The sequence below is a fragment of the Pseudenhygromyxa sp. WMMC2535 genome, from assembly GCF_011083025.2.
The window spans coordinates 6,370,810-6,385,880 of record NZ_JABJWV010000001.1 but is presented as its reverse complement, the minus strand read 5'-3'; the positions used below and the strand labels follow the sequence as shown (position 1 = coordinate 6,385,880).

Here is a 15,071-nt window from a genome sequence, read left to right as displayed (position 1 = left end):
TCACGCGCCAGCCCCATACAAACGCAAAGGCCCGTCGCTCGCTACTGCGGGCGGGGAACGCGTGGCGAACGGCCCTTTCCCGATAGGCGCAGTGCCAAACCGGCCGCGGGGGTCAAGAGTAGATCGGAGAATTCGTCGGGTGGAGGCCGTCGACGACGACCTGCCCGCAGACGCCGAGGGCGGCGACCAACGTGTGCAGGAGCCCCTCGTCGTCGGACCACGCGCGGATCAGCACGGGCTCGTCGGGCCCGTTGCGCAACCACTGGATCGCGGCCTCGTGGGCCCGGTGCGAGGAGGTCCAGGCGTCCGATCCGTGCTCGTGACGCATCCCCATCTTGTCGACGGCCTCGTCGAGCGCGGCCCATCGCTCGCCCACGCCCTCGGGGATCCGCGCGCGGATCAGGGTCGAGTAGCGAGACCCGATCAGGTTGTCGAAGCCAGCCCGGAACACGAAGGTCCTCAGCTCGGGCGCGAGCAAGATCGGTCGATCCGGCCCGTCGTCGCGCATGTTCCGGGGTCCGCCGGGCATCGCGAAGCTGACGAGGTAGGGCTCGGCCTGATCTGCGGCGCCGTCGCGGTCGCGGTCGCGCAAGAACAGATCGATCGGCTGACCCTCGGGGTCGCGGGCGAACAGCGTGTAGGGCGGCGGCGGGCGCCAGCCCCCGGCGTCGTAGTGCGTGAGGATCCGGTCCACGCGCGGGTCGGCGCCGAGGTACTCGTCGAACAGCACCCCCGGCTCCCGCCCGAGCAGCTCGAGGTAGCGGCGGTAGATCGGCGGCAGCGTACGCTCGGCCCGGGCCTCGATCGCGCCGATCTCCGCGGCGCTCGCGGGCGCGACGCTCGCGAGCCACTCGGGGTCCTCGCCGCCGAAGTACTGGAGGATCGCGTCGAGGCTCAGCATCAGATCTCACGGACCTCGAGGCCGAGGGCGTGGGCGAGCTCGGCGTTGATCCGCTCGCACTCGCGCGCGCTGCCGGCCACGACCTCGATCGCCAGCGACGCGCGGGTGAACCACTCGTGGACGAGGACCGCGGCGCCCTCGCGCTGAAACAGCCGCCACCACGTCGACGATGACGGATGCCGCGTCCAGCCGCGATCGGCGAGCACGGCGTCACCTCGATCGACCTCGCCGACCGGGCGCCGCGACTGGGCCCGACGCTGCGCCGGCCAGCGCGGCACGCAGTGGTCGAGCCAGGTCCGGACAAACAGCAAGCTCGTGAAGCTGCGGTCGAGGAGCTCGAGGTCCTCGGGCAGGCCGTCGACGACCTCCTCCTCGGCCTGGGGCTCGGCGAAGCGGACCAGGGCCAGCTCGGCGCCGGGCCGCTCGAGGTCGAGGTACAGGTCCTCGTAGGGATCGGCCTCGGCGACCCCGAAGCCGACAAAGCGCGGGCTCGTCCAGTCGATGTCGCGCCAAAATTCGAGCATCGCCGCGACCGTGAACCGGGCGCCGTAGAGCACGGAGTCACCGACCCCCCAGCGCTGGCCGGCGGCGCGGAGGAACGCGGCGTAGGCCGGCGGCAAGGGCCGATCCGCGGCGACCTGCAAGGCCTCGATCTCGGCCTCGCTCGCGCCCTGGGCCGCAGCGGCGAACCCCGGGATCAGCTCGTCGAGATCCGGGACCAGACGCTCGACGCGCTCGAGCTCAGCACTCACGAGTGGCACCAACTCGACGTTCATCGCGGCTCGCTCCTCACTGAACCGTGTAGACCTGGTCGGGGTTTTCGGGGTCGGGGGGCTCGGGGCATAGCATCGACGAGAGGATACGCTGACACGTCGGGCACGAGGGCGCGTGATCGCCGTCGTTGAAGTTGGAATTCGCAGGACCAACCCAAAACTCCGTCATCCCGACGGGCGCCAGGCCCTGCTGGACCGCCGAGTGGATCAGCTTGGGCGCCGCGCAGTTGCCGGGCGCGTTGGTGTCGTTTGCGTTGGGCTGGACCGTGTACTTGCGCCCGCCCGGCGTCGTGAACGTCTGGCCCTGGGCCATCGACCCCTTGACGTCGGTCGTCGCCGGGAGCCCGGCGACGGTCTTGCCCGAGTTTGCGACGAGCACCCGCCTGCCCGAGGAGTCCGTGGCTTCGTAGTCGACGACGCACGAGGTCCCCGGCGCCGCGCAGAAGGTCGGGACCTCCTTCGTCTCCGACCGGGGCGCCGCCCCGGCCTTGGTGCGCGTCGACGTCTTGGGCGTGGGCCCGTGCTCGAGCAGGTGGCCACGGTGCTGGCGCTCATCAGCATCCACACCGCGCTGACCCCCTCGCCCGCGCTGGCCGCGAGCGCACCCATGTCCTGCTTGGCCGCGTCCTCGCTGACCCGGGTGGTGGCGACCAGGAGCAGGCACCAGAGCATGGGATCTCCAACGAAGAACCAAGTACCGGAAGGGACGCCCCCCATGTCACGGCCAGAGGAAAGTGTCCACGAGCGTTGCCGCGCAGGCATCCGGACCCTCGGGCTGGGGCCAGACGGTTCCGCGAAACCGGGGCCCGACGGTCGCGGCGCTGGGAAGCGACGCCACGTCCCAGATGTCGGGAAGGTCCTCGGACAAAGGAGCCCGGAGTCGCGTGACCGCGAGGCAGAGCAGTTTCGGAGGACGTGTGGGATCGAGGTCCGCCATGCCGTCGCGCACCGGAGGCACCAGGCACCACGACACGCGAGCCAAGCGCGTGCCCGCCCCAGCGCATCGCCTCCCCCGCTGGACCAGCACGACGACGGGGGAAATCAGGATCAGCCCCTCCACCGACCTGTCGGGAGGCGCATGAACCGTGACCCACCCCTCGCGCGCCAACACCTCGCCCACCGCTCGTCCCAGAGTGGAACCCGCACCGAGCAGCACCGCCGTCGGGCTCATGGCCACCCGACTCGATGCCGAACCGCGCACGCGAACGCGAGAAAGGCCAGAAACAGAACCAAAGAGGAACCTCGTGCCGGCTCGCGGCCCTGATCCCGCCGCAGCGCTTTCACACGGTGCGGTATCACTGCGTGCTCGCGGCCCACGCGAGCGCCCGCGCCGAGGTCGTGCCCAATGTCGGCATGGCAGCGCTCGCCCGCGAGTATATCGGGCCCTACCTGGGTCATGGCGTCAACCCTCAAAACCATCCCCATTCGACGCGGACCCTCTGGTTGAGCGAGAACCGGAGCCCGTCCCACTCGATCACGCCGAACGAGTACGGATTGCCGATGAGCTCCCGCCTCTCGATCGGGCCGCCGGGAGGTTCATCGATGACGTAGACCCCAGCTGCAGGACCGATCCCGATATCGACCACGCCGCGCACGCCCGCCTCGGTCGGGCGCAGCTCCGCTCCGCTCGCCCAATCGCTGACGAGCTCGCCGGCGTCGCAGCCCTCGGCGTTGCAGACATGACGAACCAACGGCCCGCCCTGGGACTCGGTTCCGTTGGCCAAGGTCGGCGGCTCGCCTTCGACCGCGCGGCGGCTGATCATCACGAGCTCGCGTCCGTGGCACGCGACGGTGAGGGTGTGCAAGCGCGGGCGCTGATCGGGCTCGAATTGGTGTACGAGCTCGAGCTCGACGCCATCGACGCGGACGACGAAGGTCCCGGCGACGACCGCCATCGCCCCACCTTCGACGACGCACGGCCGCGTGATGCTGAGCTTGTTGACGCCAGCGCCGTGGAGCCCGTCGTGCTCGAGCTCGAGCGCGCCAACCTCGAGCGCCGGCTGACGGTCCAGATCGGCGTCGACGCGCACGACACCGATCTGCACGGTCGGCGGGTGCTCGCGCAGGGTCTCGTCGGACTCCTCGGGCCCTAGGGTCTTGCGGATCGTCAGCATCAACAGTCCGCTGTCGTCGGCGTGACCCCACAGCTCGAAGCGAAGCGGGACCGGGAGCTCGGGCAAACTCGGCGCCAGCCGGCGGAAGCTCCGGCCCTCGTCGTCGCTGACGAGCAGCATGAGCTTGGTCGGGTCGCTGCGGTCAAAGCCGCGGGACGCGAGGTACCAGCGTGTCGGCGTCGGCCACAGCTCGTCGGGCTGGCCGACGTCGGGCGGCAGCGGCCGCAGCTCGAAGGCGCCACCGGGCGGCACGTCGGGGTTCCAGACCGCGAGCTGAACGGGCTCGGCGTCCACGACCGCGATCGGTCCACGCGGTCCCCAGCGCAGCAGCTCGGCGTCGTGAGGTCGATCGAGGTCGACGCTGGTCTGCTCACCGCCAGGCGCGATGCTCACGATCTCCGCCGGCGTCTGGTCCGAGGCCGGCCGCCACATGACCACGCGCCCCTCGGGCGTGCGCGCAGTGCTCCACGACTCGCTCGGACCCTCGACCTTCGCCCTGATCCTCGTGAGTGGGCGCTCCTGCACCGGATGCTCGGTCGGGCAGCTCAGGGGCCGTAGGGAGGGACCGTCGCGGCCGAGCGCGGCCTCGAGCGCGGTCAGACGCGCGAGCGTGGTCTCGCGCTCCTGACAGATCTCGGCCAGGTCGGGGTTGAAGAGCTCGCTGTCGCCGTGCTCACGCATCCACGCCGCCCGCTCGCGGAGCTCGACGAGGACCTCGGGCTCGTCCTCGCGCTCGCCGAGGACCTCGACGAGCGCGCGGTTGGCCTCGTCATAGGCGCGCACGCACGCGACGTAGCGGTGCTGGTACTCCCGATCGAGCAGCAGCCGATCGGTGATGAACTGACCCAGATCCGTGTCGGAGGGCCCACCCTCGATCACGCAGGCATCGAGCTCGCGCAGCAGCGCCTCGCTGGCCTCGAGGGCTTCGGTCAACGCCTGGGCCCGCTCGCGCCGCTGCAACCATGGCGGGACCGCGACCAGGGCCGCGACCCCGGCGACGAGCGTGAGCACGCCACCGACAACCCGGGCCTTCTTGGACATGGACGGACAATATCAGCAGTGCGCTTCGAGTCCCCTCGATCCCACGCGCGCTCGAGTCCGTACACGACTTGGCCCGAGCCTGTGAGCTCGAGCTCCTGGCAGACCAGCGGTCATGTCATGCAGAGACACCGCCGCTCGAGCCCTACCTCGGGTCGGTCCGGACGTGGGTTGTTGGGGCCTCACACAGTGGGCGAGCTCTCGTCCACGCCGAGGCCCCGGGAAGCGTTCCCGACGCCGCGACCCATGCATCTGACATGAGCTAAGTACGCGCCCGTAATTCATGCGTTTGGAGTTCCTACACGCCCTCCTTCTCCGCCAAGCGCGACCTGATGCTCCGCGAGCTCGCGGCCATGGGGATCGGCGTGGCGGGGACCGAGGATGGGGGGCCGGAGGGGGCTTTTTATTGCTTCGCGGATCTGCGCAACCTGCCCGAGCCGCTCAACGATGGGATGAACTTCTTCAAGGCGGCGCTCGAGCGGCAGGTGATCTCCGTGCCGGGGGTGTTCTTTGACATCGATCCGGGGAACCGGCGGGATCACATCGCGTCGCGGCTGGCTGGGTTCGTGCGGCTGAGCTTTGGGCCGGAGCGGGGGTTGGAGAGGTTGCGGACGATGGTGGCGGCGGGGTAGAGCGAGCGGGTGATCTTTGGAGAAGGTCGCTCTTCTCGACGAGGTAAGGCGCGGGTCGGTGAGGGTGGGTCCGGCGCTCAGACAGTCCTCGCCGCTGGCGGCTGGCCTGCTCATCGCGGCACCTCCTGGGCGGCTGCGGAACTCGCGGCGGACCCACCCTCACCGCCCTCTTCGCGCCCCTGTCGAGGAGATCGTCTCCGTCTCGGTGCACGACGACGGTGCACCTTCTCGTCGCGACTCTGTCGAGGAGATCCCTCTCTCTCGGTGCATGACGACGGTGCACTTCCCCGTTACACCCGCTGAAGGCGACAACCAACCTCCAACACTCCCTGGGCACGAAACCAGCGGTTTGCCGTGCACCACACTCTCTCGCCTGGAGCGCTCGCGGGCGATGGCGGCGGGGTAGAGCGAGCGCGCCACGAACCCTCAGCGCTCGCGCTCCTGCTGCGGACGACCGAGCGGCGCTCCCTCGCTCACCGAGAGGCTCTGGACCCAAACCGACTCGATCTCGAGGCCGAGGTCGACCTTCGATTCAGCCTCGGGCAACCAGCTCGCCACGTGCTCGAGGTGTCCTTCGGCCGCCAGGTCGACCTCGACCTCCGCGCCAATCTTGAGGCGCTGCGCGAGCAAGTCCTCGACCGCTCGGCCGCCAACTCGCAACGATCGCGCGACATACACCCGCGCACACTAGCAGCCCGTTCGGCCTCGGCCTTGGCTTCGTCGAACGCGGGCTTCAGCGCCGCGCTCGCGCGGGCCTCCATCGCGCTCAACGCTCCGAGCGAGATCTGAATGTGGAACAGCTCGCCGAGCAAGCGCTGCACCTTGCGCCGGCCGAGGTGGTAGACGCCGGTCAGCATCACCACGACGGCGACCAGGCGCGGCCCGAACGACGACGCGGGGATCTTCGCTTCGCGGCACGACACGCGAGTCCGGCCGCCGCAGCGGCTGCACGCCACTTCGTGCCGACGAAACTCGGTGACGTGGGGCCTGCTCGGCTCGAGCTCGAGCAGCTGATGACGGCGCGGCTCGTCGTCGACGAAGGTCGGGCGCTCGGAACACCTGCAAGTCTACCTTGGTGATCCAACTTCATGGGGGAGCTCGCTCGTGTCGCCAACCGAGCGGGGGGACGCCAAGCGCGCACCCGTGCGAGGGATCGAAAAATCGACACGCCCGGGATCAACACGGACACCGCCGACGCAAAGCGGGAGGTGTTGGCGACGAAGTCGCCGATAGCGGAGAGCCGCAAAGACAGCCTGCTAGGAGCCCGTGGTGAAACCCAACACGACACCTGGCTTGGTCTTTTCGCCGAGGGCTTTGTCGCCAAAACTTGCAGTACGCCCGGTACAGCGGCGTTTTGGCTTCGCGCCCTCGACGAAAAACCCGGCGCCAGGAGCCGCGCTGGGTTCCACCACGGGCTCCTAGGTATGATGGGCCATGCAGCGATCTTGGATCGTGCTCGTGGCCCTGCTCTGCGCCTGCAAGGGAAAGGGAGGGGAGGAGGCGACGCCCTCGCAGGCCGTCGCCGCCGAGCCCTCACCCCCGCCGCTGTCGAGCAGTGAGCCTGGGGTCGCGCCACGAGCGGCAACCAGCGGGCCCGAGCCCGGCGCAGAAGGGGAGGCCGGGACCGAGACGGGCGGCACCGCGACCGGGACCGAGACGGGCGGCGCCGCGACCGGGACCGAGACCGGCGGCGCAGCGACCGAGACCGAGACCGGTGAGGAGCCGCCGATCCAAGCCGCGCCGGTCGTCGCGGCGCCCGTCCGGCGCGACTCGCTGTCGGCGGGCTACATCCACCGCTGCTGTGTCACGCCCGAGGGTCGGCTCGGCTGTCGCGGCAGCGCCAAGCGCGTCGAGCTCGATGGCTTCGACGAGGCGATCGAGGCCGTCGCTGCGGGGCTCTACGGGACCTGTGTGCTCGACGCGGGGGGCCAGCTGCGTTGCTGGGGCGAGGAGGCTCCGGAGCTCGACGGGGACAGGACTCGGTTCACGCGCATAGCGATGGGCGACGGGTTCGTGTGTGGCCTCGAGCTGGGCGGAACGCTGCGCTGTCATGGTCGGGCGGACAACCCCTTTCCGCGTCCCCCCGAGCCGTCGGCGAGCGCGCCCTTCATCGATGTGGTTGCGGGCTGGGACCACGCCTGCGCGCTGGCGACCGACGGCGACGTGCAGTGCTTTGGCCGCGGCGAGGGCGAGGGTGCGTCGCTGCCCTGCTCGCAGCTCGAGGGCGTGCCCGAAGGCGTGTGCAAGCGGGGGCAGTGGGCCTCCCAGGTGTGGACGCAGGCGCCTTTCGGCCTGGTTGCCAAGCGCATCGCCGCCGGGGGCGAGCACAGCTGCGCCTTGTCCGTCGACGACGAGGTCGTGTGCTGGGGGGCGATGGGCCACGGCGACGGCAACACAATCTACTCGAGCCACTTGCAGGTGCCCGAGGACCTCGGGACCCAGCCGCCGATCGTGGATCTCGCCGTCGGTGGCGGGACCTCGTGTGTACTCCACGAAGGCGGCGCAGTGACCTGCTGGGGCCAGCACGAAGATGCGATCCCGGGGACCTTCGTGGACATCGACTGCGGCGCCTCGGAGGTCTGCGGACTCCGGGCTTCGGGCGAGCTCGAGTGCTTCGCCCACAGCCGCTTCGTCGGTGTCGGCAGCGACGAGCGCGAGCTCGTGTGCCGGACCGGCGAGGCTGGCCGCTAGAGCGGCGACCAGTTTGAATTCGGTGAGCTACGCCGCATTTGCCAGCTTCGGGCACTCCAGCTCATGCTGGATGACCTGCAGATTGACGAGCACTGCCGCTCGCGTGGAGTCGTACTCATTCTTGCGCATGCCGAGGTAGCGAGCTCGGTTGCCTTGGCGCTGGCCGACATGAGCGAGCGTATGCTCGACGACGACGCGCTGTCGCAGTCGCGCGCGTCCGCGCGGTGCTCGTTGGAGGACCCGTAGTTTCGCTTGCAACGGCTCGTTGGCGGCGATTCGGAGGCCTCGGCCCCGGTCCGAGGTCGTGCACTTGGGCTTGAGCTCGCAGGCGTTGCAGACATCAGCCTCGAAGCGGGCGCTCTCGCCGAGGAGCATGGGTTGGGTCTGTCCCCCTGGGCAGGTCACCGTCTGGCTGACGAAGTCGAGGCTGAAGTCGGTCTTGGCGAATTTGTCGCCGTTGGACTGCCGCCATGGCTTGCAGATGACCTCGACGCCGCTGGCCACGAGTTCGGGGACGTCCGAGCTCTCGATGTAGCCCCGGTCGAAGTGCAGGCTCGCGAGTTCGAGGCCCAGATGTTCGACTCGGTCGACGAGCGTGGGGAGGCTGTCTTTCTCCGGCTGGTTCGCCGGAGCCACCGTCACAGCGAGGATGAGCTTGGTGTGAAGACTGACGACGACGTGGCGCTTGTATCCGTTGAAGGACTTCGTCTTGGTCTTGCGACCGTGACGCATGTCGGGGTCCTCGACGGACACACGCCGGTCTTTCGCCACGCCCCGCTTGATGCGCTGGCCTCCACGGTCGGGGTCGGGCTCGAGATCCTGTCCACGTAGCTGCTCGAGTAGCGCGAGCTGGTCTTGCAACGGAGGCTTGCTGCTCTCGCTCGACAGGTTCGTCTCGACCCACTGTTCGAGCGTCTCAATCTGACCGAGCAAACGGTTCAACGCCGCGCTCTTGGCCGCAGGGTTGGACCAGTCGATATCGAGCGCCTTCTTGATGCTCGGCTCCGCGAGCAGCGGGATGCCGAGCTCGTCGACGAGCAGCTCCGCCGGTCGAGCGCGTAGCTCGGCGACGCACAGCACGACCTTCCACGCCGCGTGAGCGAGGAGGTTGAAGGTGTCCTCGACCCGACCCGCACCTCGAAGCGGGCTCGAGTCCACGGCGACGTCGAGCTTCTTGGGCAGCTTCTTGAAGTCGAAGGCGCCAGTTCGCTTGGCGAGCTCCCGAGTGCGCTCGAGCAGCTTGCGGTCCATGTCGTGAGCGATGAGCCGCTCGCGGAAGTTGAACAGCGAGCCCTGGGAAAACGGCGGGTCATCGCAACCAAGGCAGCCGAGGACCAGCTGCCATCGAGCATCACAGGCGGCGAGTTCGACGGCCTCCGAGTCCGACGCGTTGGAGTAGCCCTGAAGCAGTAGGGCCATGGCGAGCAGTGCGGGCGGCATCGGGTTCTTCCCGGCTCCGGTGTCGCGGTACATCTGCTCGAGTTCGGCTTGGAAGTCGTCGTCGAACAGCTCGAGCCGGTGGTCACACAGGAAGCCAAACAGCTTGCGCTTCTTGCCGACGCGCTTGCGGATGCGGGCTTCGCGGGGAGACAGAGTGACGGGAGGGTTCCAGCGGGGGAGCGTCATGCGTGGCCTCGTGCGAGGCCTACGGGATCACGACCGCCAGACGTTGTCGAACCGCGCCGCTAAGCGATCGGAATCTATTAACAATTCAAACTGATCGCCGCTCTAGTACGACTTGATCACATCCGCGAGGGCCTGATCGGTGGCCCCCGTGGGTCGATGTCACGTCCGCACATGGGACAGTGACCCAGCAAGTGAAGCAGGACCACTTGTAGTAACGCTCGGAATGCCTGGATGGTCAGCCCGGGCTCGGCTCGCTGTGCTTTCCGCCTCCGGGTCCTCCGGGGAAAAAATCACGCGGTGGAGCGTGAGAAAGGCGTGAGCCGCGGCGACCAGGGCGACGTGGTGGTGGAAGCCTCGCCATGTTCGTCCCTCGAAGTGGTCGAGGCCGAGCTCCCCTTTCATCTCCTGGTAGTCCCGTTCGATCCGCCAGCGAAGCTTGGCCAGGTAGACCAGCCTCTTGACCGTGGTCTTCGCGGGCAAGTTCGACAAATAAAACGCGGTTGGCTCCTTCTTCTTGTAGGACCACTCACACAGCAGCCACTGCACTTCACCCGGTGGGTGCCCTGACCGATGCCGGTGCGCGGTTCGGATGCGTAGCACCGCGAAGCGCCGCCGCTGAGGCCCGCGCGTCCCGTGGCGCCATTCGACGTGACGGAAGCGCCTAGCAGGCAAGCTCTTCGCCAGCTCTTCGACCGAGACGGGCTCGACTCCTTCGGGGGAGACCCACTTTGTTCGTGGCCGCCCCTTGCTGCCGGGAGCTTTGGACGGAGGAGGGCTCGGGCACGTCCCTGGCGGCCATACGACCGCGTTGCCGGAGATGCGCAGTACGTAGTGGAGCCCGCGTTCTTCGAGTCCCTTGCGGAATTCCGTCGAGTCGCCGTAGGCCGCGTCGGCGATCACCGGTCGAGGCGCGAGCCCCCACTCGAGGGCGCGGTCGAGCATGCCGAGGCCGAGCTCGAGCTTCGTTTGATGGGAGAGCTCCTCGGGGACGCCTGCCTTGGTCCGGCGCCTTGGGTCGTTGGCCCAGACCTCGGGAAGAAACAAGCGCATGCCGATGCAAGCGCCGCCCGCCTCGCTGGCGAGGTGGAGGCTTGCTGCGACCTGGCAATTGTCGACGCGGCCCATCGTCCCCGAGTACTGACGCTGTACCCCGACGGAGTGCTTGCCCTTCTTGGGGAAGCCGGTGTCGTCGATGACGAAGGCGTCGAGGCCCGGGAGCTTGTCCTCGACGCGAAGGGCGAGTCGGCGAAACAGCTCCCACTCGTCCCAGTTAGCGATCGTGATCGCCTGCTGGAGTTGCTGGCGGATGGCTTCGCTGTCACCGGGCGCGGCTGCGAGGCGCTGAGCGATGGGCACCATGCTCTTGCGCTCGCCATCGAGGAGAAGCCCACGCATGTAATTGGCGAGGGCCTCGCGCCGCTCGCTGCGACCCATCTGATGAGTGATGTAGCCGAGAAACTCCTCGAGTTCGGCCCCCACCCGGGAGATTTGTTCTGGAGTCACCCCCGCAGCAGATCACAGCTGGGGATCGTTGTCGATCCCCATCTGACCAAGTAGTCCTAGGAGCCCGTGGTGAAACCCAGCGCGGCTCCTAGGCCAGCTGGGGCAGCTCTATGCCCGGGAGCGGCGCGAGCACGACCCGCAGCAGGCGGAGGCGCTCCGCCTCTCCCGGAAAGCGCCCGTGGTGCTCCGCCCAGTAGGTCAGCCCGTAGACGGTCAGGTGGCAGATCATCTCCACGTCTTCCTCCGGCCCGATCTCGCCGCGCGCCTGCGCATGCTCGAAGACCCGCAAGAAGGCCGCAAAGGCCCGATCCGCCGAGCTTCGAGCCACCTCGCGCAAGCTCGGATCATTGAGCACCCGGATCAGCTCCCGCGCCTTGGGTCGGCCCAGGTTCTCGCTGAGGATCTCCATCAGCGCGAGTAGGTCCTCGACCAGGCTCCCCGAGTCGATCTCGCGCGCATAGGGAGCGAGCAGCGGCTCCATGGCCGCGGCGACCAGCTCGCTCTTGCTGGGCCAGCGTCGATAGATCGTCGTGCGGCTGACACCAGCTGCCTTGGCCACGCCCTCGATGGTGAGCTTGGCGAAGCCGAGCTCCGCGAGCTCCGCCAAGGTCGCCTCGAACACGCTCTCGATCACTCGCTGGCTGCGGGGGCCCTTGTGGACGCCCTTGGTCTTCCGCGAGCCCTCCGACACGCAGGCCAAGCTACCGGCACAGCTGTGAACCTGGCAACGCAGCGTGACTCACGCGAAGCGCATTCAAAAAAAGGCAACAATCCGTTGCCTTTTGAAGGACGCCCCGCTAGGAAGGTTTCAGAGCGAGCGCAGCGCCAATTCCTGCGCCAGATGGGAGCAACGAGATGACAACGAACGACAACGACCAAGCGCTGATCGACAAGCTGGGCTTCGACCGCCTGCCCACGGACATCATTGAGAAGCGCGTCGCGGATCTCCTCGATCTGCGCGGCAAGAAGGCGGTGGTCACCGGCGCCGGCGGGCAGGGTCTCGGCCAGGCCTGCGCCAACCGCCTCGCGGGCTGCGGCGCCGACGTGGCGATGATCGACATCAACCTCGAGGGCGCCAAGCAAAACGCCGAGCTGGTCAGCAAGCGCTGGGGGACCAAAGCCATCCCCCTCCAGGCCGACCTCTCCGACTGGGACGCCGTCCACCGGGTCATGAAGGAGAGCCACGACGCCCTCGGCGGCATCGACATCCTGATCAACAACCCGGTCATGGTCGTCGGCGGCGCGTTCGAGAAGCACACCAAGGCCGAGATCGACCTCACCGTGCTCGGGAGCCTGACCATGGTCATGTACGGCTGCCACGCCGTGCTCGACTACATGCTCGCCCAGGGCAGCGGTCGCATCGTCAACATCGCCTCCGTCGGCGGCCGCCTCGCCCACCCCGGCCTGGCCGTCTACAACGCCTGTAAGTCCGGCGTGATCGGGCTGACCCGCAACCTCGCCTACGAGTACTCCAGCCGAGGCATCCGCGTGATGGGGGTCGCCCCGGGGATCATGATCAACCCCTCGCTCAAGGACATCGTGCTCAACCCGAACGAGAAGACCAAGTCCGGCCGCGACTCGATCCTCACGGCCATCGAGAACGTCCACGTCGGTCGCGTCTCGATCCCCGAGGAGGTCGCGAACATGGTGGCCTACGTGGTCTCCGACGCAGCCAGCTACATGGTCGGCAACACGATCAACGTCGCCGGTGGCCAGGCGATGATCTAGGAGCCCGTGGTGGAACCCAGCGCGGCTCCTGGCGCCGGGATTTTCGTCGAGGGCGCGAAGTCAAAACGCCGCTGTACCGGACGTACTGCAAGTTTTGGCGACAAAGCCCTCGGCGAAAAGACCAAGCCAGGTGTCGTGTTGGGGTTCACCACGGGCTCCTAGGAGCTCCAGACTGGACCAAGCTGGGGCCAGCCGCCGCGGCCAAAGACGTGCTCATGACCGAGGCGGCTGTTGCGAACCCGGGCGGGCTCGGGCCTCAGCCGCCGAACCAGTAGAAGCGACCCGGCCCCCAGTCGGCGGGCAGCGAGAAGGCCTCGGCCATCTCGATGTCGAGCAGGACCCACTCCCTCCCCCAAAGTGAGGTGCTACCCGATGGATCCTGGGCATGCGCGACGCAGCGGTGCTCGGGATCGATGACGTGCGCCCTGTCGCTCGTGATGTGCGCGACCTGATCGCCGCGAATGTATTGGTCACCGGCCCCCACGAACGCGTCTTCCGGCGCCTCCTCTGCCCAATCGCTCAGGCAGTAGTTGGCAGGCTGCTCCCCTGCATGCACGTAGGTGGTCTGCGTCCCGAACATGCGCGTGGCGATCCGCCCGACGTCCTGGAATGGCATGGTGCGCGCGGTCCATTGCTCCTCCTCGGTCTCGAGCCAGACCCTGGCCACGCCAGACTCCAACCACGGGATCAGCCTGCGTCCAGCCTGATCGAGCCCGATGGTGTAGCACGCCACCGCATCCATCCCAGGCGGCGGCGTGGGCGTGACGTCGATGACCTCGCGCTCGGGGCCGACCGCCAGCCACTTGAGCTCATAGTCGGGATCATGGGCCACAATGAGCACCCAATTCCCCTCCCATTCGTAGGGCGTGACGGTGGTGTCCTCTACATTCCACGCAAAGGCCATCTCCCAGCCCGAGTCGACGAGATCGTCGATCTGGTCGCTGATCACCTCCACCTCACCGGGCTCCTCGATCACCAAGGCATGCTCGCCATCGACATCGGCGAAGTACGCGAGCTCCCCGCTCTCGAGGAAGTACTGCGTACTGCCCCAGTCCTCGGCCATTGTATGGGTCGGCGCGGCCTCGACCCCGGTCTCGACGTCGCGCCAGCGATAGCGCATGTCGTCCGTGATCCATTCCTGCTCGTAGTAGGGCCTGTAGAGCGTCAGCAAGTCGTTGTCGTGCACGCGCACGTGCACCGGACGACCGTAGCCAGAGTCGAGGATCTCACCGTCCTCGATGACGATGAAGTAGTCCTCCGGGTCGTCACAGAAGGTATCTCGAGCAGAGATCACCACGCGCCCGTCGGGCTGCATCGTGAGACTGCCGTGCTGATATACGCCGTGCGGCAGTTCGAGCCCCTCCCAGAGCGGCTCGCCCGTCGCTCGATCGAGCATCGCAGCCGTCTGCTGGTTTGGACACCCGGCCGTGATCTGCTCGACGACCAGCACCGAGTCCCCATATCCCGCAGCGAAGTAGCGGCTCGACTCGGTGCCACTGCGCGCGACGAAGTTGCTGCCGTCTGCGCGCACGAACACGAGATCGTTGTCCGCGTCGGTGTTGGAACGCGAGAGCGCGCCGATCACCGCATCCGGGTCGGCACCCAGAGAGGAGCACGGCGTGTCGACTTCGAGCGGAGGCGTCCACATCACTTCCCCAAATTCCTCGCCCCCAGTGTCGGTCTCGCCCCCGGTTTCGGTCTCCGTACCGGTGTCGGTCTCGGCACCTGTCTCGGTCTCCGCACCTGTCTCGGTCTCCTCGCCAGTCCCGGTCTCCGTACCCGTCTCGGTCTCCACGCCAGTGTCGGTCTCCGCGCCTGTCTCGGTCTCCGCGCCTGTCTCGGTCCCAGAGCTGGATCCCTCGGCCGTCTCCGACTCGCTCTCGTCGCCCGCGCTCTCCGCGTCATCGTCCCCCATTGGGCACCCCGAGACCGCCAACCACAACGCCATCAACACCGGCACATGGCCACTTAGATTCTGATTCATTTATACGAGGATAGATCGATAAAAAACCTTGGTCGAATGGGATTCGAACAAAAACAATATGCGCATTGATGCCAATCAAAC

At 67.8% G+C, this 15,071-nt stretch carries 13 protein-coding genes and 1 pseudogene; 3 read left to right on the top strand and 11 right to left on the bottom strand.

The genetic code is table 11. The features are described 5' to 3' along the window. Positions 1–112: 112 nt before the first annotated feature. The 5 genes from G6O69_RS24750 to G6O69_RS24730 all read right to left on the bottom strand — a co-directional run bounded on the left by G6O69_RS24750 (position 113) and on the right by G6O69_RS24730 (position 4,829). Entirely contained in the window at positions 113–901 is a 789-nt protein-coding gene (locus G6O69_RS24750; protein ID WP_172305972.1) for a hypothetical protein, read from the bottom strand. Then, on the bottom strand, positions 901–1,653 hold the full coding sequence (locus G6O69_RS24745) for a hypothetical protein (protein WP_172305971.1): 753 nt from the start codon (positions 1,651–1,653) through the stop codon (positions 901–903). Before G6O69_RS24745 ends, G6O69_RS24750 begins: the two co-directional genes overlap by 1 nt. A 37-nt stretch (positions 1,654–1,690) precedes the next feature. Then, positions 1,691–2,239: a hypothetical protein gene (locus G6O69_RS24740; RefSeq protein WP_172305970.1), complete on the bottom strand. Its 549-nt coding sequence runs from the start codon at positions 2,237–2,239 to the stop codon at positions 1,691–1,693. Positions 2,240–2,392: 153 nt separating this feature from the next. Further along, entirely contained in the window at positions 2,393–2,845 is a 453-nt protein-coding gene (locus G6O69_RS24735) for a hypothetical protein (protein ID WP_176397067.1), read from the bottom strand. Positions 2,846–3,083: 238 nt separating this feature from the next. Further along, complete coding sequence (locus G6O69_RS24730) at positions 3,084–4,829, bottom strand: hypothetical protein (protein ID WP_172305969.1); 1,746 nt, start codon at positions 4,827–4,829, stop codon at positions 3,084–3,086. A gap of 329 nt (positions 4,830–5,158) precedes the next feature. Here G6O69_RS24730 and G6O69_RS24725 point away from each other — a divergent pair, with 329 nt between their 5' ends. Continuing rightward, positions 5,159–5,458 (top strand): hypothetical protein, encoded by a 300-nt coding sequence (locus G6O69_RS24725; protein WP_176397066.1) that lies wholly within the window; start codon positions 5,159–5,161, stop codon positions 5,456–5,458. Positions 5,459–5,884: 426 nt separating this feature from the next. Here the strand turns inward: G6O69_RS24725 and G6O69_RS40555 are convergent, their stop codons facing one another. Both G6O69_RS40555 and G6O69_RS40550 read right to left on the bottom strand, forming a co-directional pair. After that, positions 5,885–6,136, bottom strand: coding sequence for a hypothetical protein (locus G6O69_RS40555; RefSeq protein ID WP_255215870.1), 252 nt, complete (start codon positions 6,134–6,136; stop codon positions 5,885–5,887). Between the two features lie 35 nt (positions 6,137–6,171). After that, positions 6,172–6,480: pseudogene (locus tag G6O69_RS40550) on the bottom strand (IS66 family transposase); the annotation flags it as partial. Positions 6,481–6,892: 412 nt separating this feature from the next. Between G6O69_RS40550 and G6O69_RS24710 the strand changes: the two are divergent. Continuing rightward, positions 6,893–8,149, top strand: coding sequence for a hypothetical protein (locus tag G6O69_RS24710; RefSeq protein ID WP_172305967.1), 1,257 nt, complete (start codon positions 6,893–6,895; stop codon positions 8,147–8,149). Positions 8,150–8,176: 27 nt separating this feature from the next. Here G6O69_RS24710 and G6O69_RS24705 read toward each other — a convergent pair whose 3' ends face one another. The 3 genes from G6O69_RS24705 to G6O69_RS24695 form a co-directional block, all read right to left on the bottom strand. After that, entirely contained in the window at positions 8,177–9,775 is a 1,599-nt protein-coding gene (locus tag G6O69_RS24705) for an IS1182 family transposase (RefSeq protein WP_172305966.1), read from the bottom strand. A gap of 159 nt (positions 9,776–9,934) precedes the next feature. Further along, the gene (locus G6O69_RS24700; RefSeq protein ID WP_172305965.1) at positions 9,935–11,278 is read right to left on the bottom strand and encodes an IS701 family transposase; all 1,344 of its coding nucleotides are present in this window, start codon (positions 11,276–11,278) and stop codon (positions 9,935–9,937) included. Positions 11,279–11,366: 88 nt separating this feature from the next. Continuing rightward, positions 11,367–11,969 (bottom strand): TetR/AcrR family transcriptional regulator, encoded by a 603-nt coding sequence (locus G6O69_RS24695; protein WP_172305964.1) that lies wholly within the window; start codon positions 11,967–11,969, stop codon positions 11,367–11,369. Between the two features lie 164 nt (positions 11,970–12,133). Between G6O69_RS24695 and G6O69_RS24690 the strand changes: the two genes are divergently transcribed. Next, positions 12,134–13,006, top strand: coding sequence for an SDR family oxidoreductase (locus G6O69_RS24690; RefSeq protein ID WP_172305963.1), 873 nt, complete (start codon positions 12,134–12,136; stop codon positions 13,004–13,006). Between the two features lie 256 nt (positions 13,007–13,262). Here the strand turns inward: G6O69_RS24690 and G6O69_RS24685 are convergent, their stop codons facing one another. After that, positions 13,263–14,990, bottom strand: coding sequence for a hypothetical protein (locus tag G6O69_RS24685; RefSeq protein ID WP_172305962.1), 1,728 nt, complete (start codon positions 14,988–14,990; stop codon positions 13,263–13,265). Between the last annotated feature and the right edge of the window lie 81 nt (positions 14,991–15,071).